Source organism: Curtobacterium sp. AB451, assembly GCF_050585845.1.
GTDB lineage: Bacteria > Actinomycetota > Actinomycetes > Actinomycetales > Microbacteriaceae > Curtobacterium.
The window spans coordinates 1-5349 of the sequence record NZ_JBOBQG010000013.1 but is presented as its reverse complement, the minus strand read 5'-3'; the positions used below and the strand labels follow the sequence as shown (position 1 = coordinate 5349).

Here is a 5349-nt window from a genome sequence, read left to right as displayed (position 1 = left end):
ACGTTGAGTCCGGCGGCGTCCTACTCTCCCACAAGGTCCCCCTTGCAGTACCATCGGCGCTGAGAGGCTTAGCTTCCGGGTTCGGAATGTGACCGGGCGTTTCCCTCTCGCTATGACCACCGGAACACTTTCGACCCAATCCTGGATCAAAACTGTTCCCCAGCTGTAGCTGAAGTATTCAGTTTGATTCCCGATCGTCTGTCGGGAACCACAAAGTGGACGCGAGCCCCACACCCGCGAGGGTGTGGGAAATAATTGTGTTGTCAAGTCTTCGGCTTATTAGTACCGGTCAGCTCCACGGGTCGTTAGTCCCCGCTTCCACATCCGGCCTATCAACCCAGTAGTCTGCTGGGAGCCTCTCACACTCAAGGTGCATGGAAATCTCATCTCGAAGACGGCTTCCCGCTTAGATGCTTTCAGCGGTTATCCGGTCCGAACGTAGCTAATCAGCGGTGCCCTTGGCAGAACAACTGACACACCAGAGGTTCGTCCATCCCGGTCCTCTCGTACTAGGGATAGATCTTCTCAAATTTCCAACGCGCGCAGCGGATAGGGACCGAACTGTCTCACGACGTTCTAAACCCAGCTCGCGTACCGCTTTAATGGGCGAACAGCCCAACCCTTGGGACCTACTCCAGCCCCAGGATGCGACGAGCCGACATCGAGGTGCCAAACCATGCCGTCGATATGGACTCTTGGGCAAGATCAGCCTGTTATCCCCGAGGTACCTTTTATCCGTTGAGCGACAGCGCTTCCACAAGCCACTGCCGGATCACTAGTCCCGACTTTCGTCCCTGCTCGACCTGTCAGTCTCACAGTCAAGCTCCCTTGTGCACTTACACTCGCCACCTGATTGCCAACCAGGTTGAGGGAACCTTTGGGCGCCTCCGTTACTCTTTGGGAGGCAACCGCCCCAGTTAAACTACCCACCAGGCACTGTCCATGAACCCGATCAGGGTCCTACGTTAGACATCCAGAGTGACCAGAGTGGTATTTCAACAACGACTCCACGAACACTAGCGTGCCCGCTTCACAGTCTCCCACCTATCCTACACAAGCCACACCGAACACCAATACCAAGCTGTAGTAAAGGTCACGGGGTCTTTCCGTCCTGCTGCGCGTAACGAGCATCTTTACTCGTAGTGCAATTTCGCCGAGTTCGCGGTTGAGACAGCTGGGAAGTCGTTACGCCATTCGTGCAGGTCGGAACTTACCCGACAAGGAATTTCGCTACCTTAGGATGGTTATAGTTACCACCGCCGTTTACTGGGGCTTAAATTCAGAGCTTCGCCCAAAGGCTAACCCTTCCTCTTAACCTTCCAGCACCGGGCAGGCGTCAGTCCGTATACATCGTCTTGCGACTTCGCACGGACCTGTGTTTTTAGTAAACAGTCGCTTCCCACTGGTCTCTGCGGCCTTCAACGCTCACGGAGCAAGTCCGGTCACGTGTCCGGCCCCCCTTCTCCCGAAGTTACGGGGGCATTTTGCCGAGTTCCTTAACCACGATTCTCTCGATCTCCTTGGTATTCTCTACCTGACCACCTGAGTCGGTTTCGGGTACGGGCGGCTGCAACCTCGCGTCGATGCTTTTCTCGGCAGCATAGGATCACTGATTTCCCCTTACGGGTACGCGTCGGATCTCAGGCGTACAGACGACGGATTTGCCTATCGTCAGCCCTACATCCTTACACCAGGTTCACCTTACGGATACCATCGCCTGGCTCAGCTACCTTCCTGCGTCACACCTGTTCATACGCTAGCCGCACCAGCATGGGGTCGAGCGTTAGACCGGCCCGCATCACCCCGAAGGGATCCGCTGGTCCGGGTTAGGACTCTTAGCACCACTGGATTAGCTTGGGCGGTTGTTCGCCGGTACGGGAATATCAACCCGTTGTCCATCGACTACGCCTGTCGGCCTCGCCTTAGGTCCCGACTTACCCAGGGCGGATTAACCTGGCCCTGGAACCCTTGGTCTTTCGGAGGACGGGTTTCTCACCCGTCTTTCGCTACTCATGCCTGCATTCTCACTCGTGTAGCGTCCACGGCTGGATCACTCCGCCGCTTCACTCGCCACACGACGCTCTCCTACCACTCCGCACGACTGAACCACGAAGGCTTATCGAGTGTGCGAAATCTACAACTTCGGCGGTGTGCTTGAGCCCCGTTACATTGTCGGCGCGGAATCACTTGACCAGTGAGCTATTACGCACTCTTTCAAGGGTGGCTGCTTCTAAGCCAACCTCCTGGTTGTCTATGCAACTCCACATCCTTTCCCACTTAGCACACGCTTAGGGGCCTTAGTTGGTAGTCTGGGTTGTTTCCCTCTCGACGATGAAGCTTATCCCCCACCGTCTCACTGCTGCGCTCTCACTCACCGGCATTCGGAGTTTGGCTGACGTCAGTAACCTGTTGAGGCCCATCGGCCATCCAGTAGCTCTACCTCCGGCGAGAAACACGCAACGCTGCACCTAAATGCATTTCGGAGAGAACCAGCTATCACGAAGTTTGATTGGCCTTTCACCCCTATCCACAGCTCATCCCCTCCATTTTCAACTGAAGTGGGTTCGGTCCTCCACGACGTCTTACCGTCGCTTCAACCTGGCCATGGATAGATCACTTCGCTTCGGGTCTAGGACATGCGACTCAATCGCCCTATTCAGACTCGCTTTCGCTACGGCTACCCCACACGGGTTAACCTCGCCACATATCACTAACTCGCAGGCTCATTCTTCAAAAGGCACGCCGTCACCCCTACAAGGAGGCTCCGACGGTTTGTAAGCAAACGGTTTCAGGTACTATTTCACTCCCCTCCCGGGGTACTTTTCACCTTTCCCTCACGGTACTTGTCCGCTATCGGTCATCTGGGAGTATTTAGGCTTATCAGGTGGTCCTGACAGATTCACACGGGATTTCTCGGGCCCCGTGCTACTTGGGATACACATCCGGCCATAACACCATTTCGTCTACGGGGCTGGCACCCACTACGGCCCGGCTTTCAAACCGGTTCGACTATGATGCGCTGTAACCGCCCCAGTCCGGCAGAACTGAGCGACGTGTCCCACAACCCCGACCATGCAACGCCCGCCGGCTATCACACATGATCGGTTTAGCCTCATCCGCTTTCGCTCGCCACTACTCACGGAATCACATGTTGTTTTCTCTTCCTGTGGGTACTGAGATGTTTCACTTCCCCACGTTCCCTCTACCCGCCCTATATATTCAGGCGGGAGTCACCAGGTCGACAAGTCGCCTGGCGGGGTTTCCCCATTCGGAAATCCTCGGCTCACAGCTCGATTATCAGCTCCCCGAGGCTTATCGCAGATTTCTACGTCCTTCTTCGGCTCCAGATGCCAAGGCATCCACCGTTTGCTCTTAGAAACTTGACCACAAAGATTAAAATTGCGATCGACTCGACACCAGGCCACCCCGAAAGATGACCATCGTCTCGAGCGATCTAAGATGCTCGCGTCCACTGTGTAGTTCTCAACATACGATCGGCACCACACTCCCCCAACACAACCGTGTCAGCTTCATGCGGCCCACCGAAGAACCCAACCAAAACCCAAAGGCCCCAGTCACGGCTCAACCCCCAACCATCACGGTCAGGAAGCCTGGTCCCTCAGGACCCAACAACGTGCACCAGCCACCTGCGCTCACCACCAACCCGTTCCAGACCCGCAAGCAGGTCGTACTGAGGCCGACAGCTACGCTGACGACTGCACTGTCAATGTTCCACCCATGAGCTACCGGCGAGAACGTTCGTCTCGATCCGGCGCCTGGACCCATCCCACCCCGAAGGACACGACGAGCCAGATGCTCCTTAGAAAGGAGGTGATCCAGCCGCACCTTCCGGTACGGCTACCTTGTTACGACTTAGTCCTAATCACCGATCCCACCTTCGACGGCTCCTTCCACAAGGGTTAGGCCACCGGCTTCGGGTGTTACCGACTTTCATGACTTGACGGGCGGTGTGTACAAGGCCCGGGAACGTATTCACCGCAGCGTTGCTGATCTGCGATTACTAGCGACTCCGACTTCATGAGGTCGAGTTGCAGACCTCAATCCGAACTGAGACCGGCTTTTTGGGATTCGCTCCACCTTACGGTATCGCAGCCCTTTGTACCGGCCATTGTAGCATGCGTGAAGCCCAAGACATAAGGGGCATGATGATTTGACGTCATCCCCACCTTCCTCCGAGTTGACCCCGGCAGTCTCCTATGAGTCCCCGCCATAACGCGCTGGCAACATAGAACGAGGGTTGCGCTCGTTGCGGGACTTAACCCAACATCTCACGACACGAGCTGACGACAACCATGCACCACCTGTACACCGACCACAAGGGGGCGACCATCTCTGGCCGTTTCCGGTGTATGTCAAGCCTTGGTAAGGTTCTTCGCGTTGCATCGAATTAATCCGCATGCTCCGCCGCTTGTGCGGGCCCCCGTCAATTCCTTTGAGTTTTAGCCTTGCGGCCGTACTCCCCAGGCGGGGCGCTTAATGCGTTAGCTACGACACAGAAACCGTGGAAAGGTCCCTACATCTAGCGCCCAACGTTTACGGCGTGGACTACCAGGGTATCTAATCCTGTTCGCTCCCCACGCTTTCGCTCCTCAGCGTCAGTTACGGCCCAGAGATCTGCCTTCGCCATCGGTGTTCCTCCTGATATCTGCGCATTCCACCGCTACACCAGGAATTCCAATCTCCCCTACCGCACTCTAGTCTGCCCGTACCCACTGCAAGCCCGAGGTTGAGCCTCGGGATTTCACAGCAGACGCGACAAACCGCCTACGAGCTCTTTACGCCCAATAATTCCGGACAACGCTTGCACCCTACGTATTACCGCGGCTGCTGGCACGTAGTTAGCCGGTGCTTTTTCTGCAGGTACCGTCACTTTCGCTTCTTCCCTACTAAAAGAGGTTTACAACCCGAAGGCCGTCATCCCTCACGCGGCGTTGCTGCATCAGGCTTTCGCCCATTGTGCAATATTCCCCACTGCTGCCTCCCGTAGGAGTCTGGGCCGTGTCTCAGTCCCAGTGTGGCCGGTCACCCTCTCAGGCCGGCTACCCGTCGTCGCCTTGGTGAGCCATTACCTCACCAACAAGCTGATAGGCCGCGAGTCCATCCCCAACCAAAAAATCTTTCCACCACCAGACCATGCGGCCGGCAGTCATATCCAGTATTAGACGTCGTTTCCAACGCTTATCCCAGAGTCAGGGGCAGGTTACTCACGTGTTACTCACCCGTTCGCCACTAATCCACCCAGCAAGCTGGGCATCATCGTTCGACTTGCATGTGTTAAGCACGCCGCCAGCGTTCGTCCTGAGCCAGGATCAAACTCTCCGTAAAAAA

General features: G+C 56.1%; 3 rRNA genes. All 3 read right to left on the bottom strand.

Features of this window, described 5'->3' with window-relative positions:
• Positions 1–7: 7 nt before the first annotated feature.
• The 3 genes from rrf to ACQXVK_RS17325 all read right to left on the bottom strand — a co-directional run bounded on the left by rrf (position 8) and on the right by ACQXVK_RS17325 (position 5346).
• A 5S ribosomal RNA gene (gene rrf, locus ACQXVK_RS17335) occupies positions 8–124 on the bottom strand.
• A 135-nt stretch (positions 125–259) separates the two neighbouring features.
• Positions 260–3386: ribosomal RNA gene (locus ACQXVK_RS17330) — 23S ribosomal RNA — on the bottom strand.
• Positions 3387–3824: 438 nt separating this feature from the next.
• A 16S ribosomal RNA gene (locus ACQXVK_RS17325) occupies positions 3825–5346 on the bottom strand.
• The 16S, 23S and 5S rRNA genes sit together here, the layout of an rRNA operon.
• Positions 5347–5349: the final 3 nt, after the last annotated feature.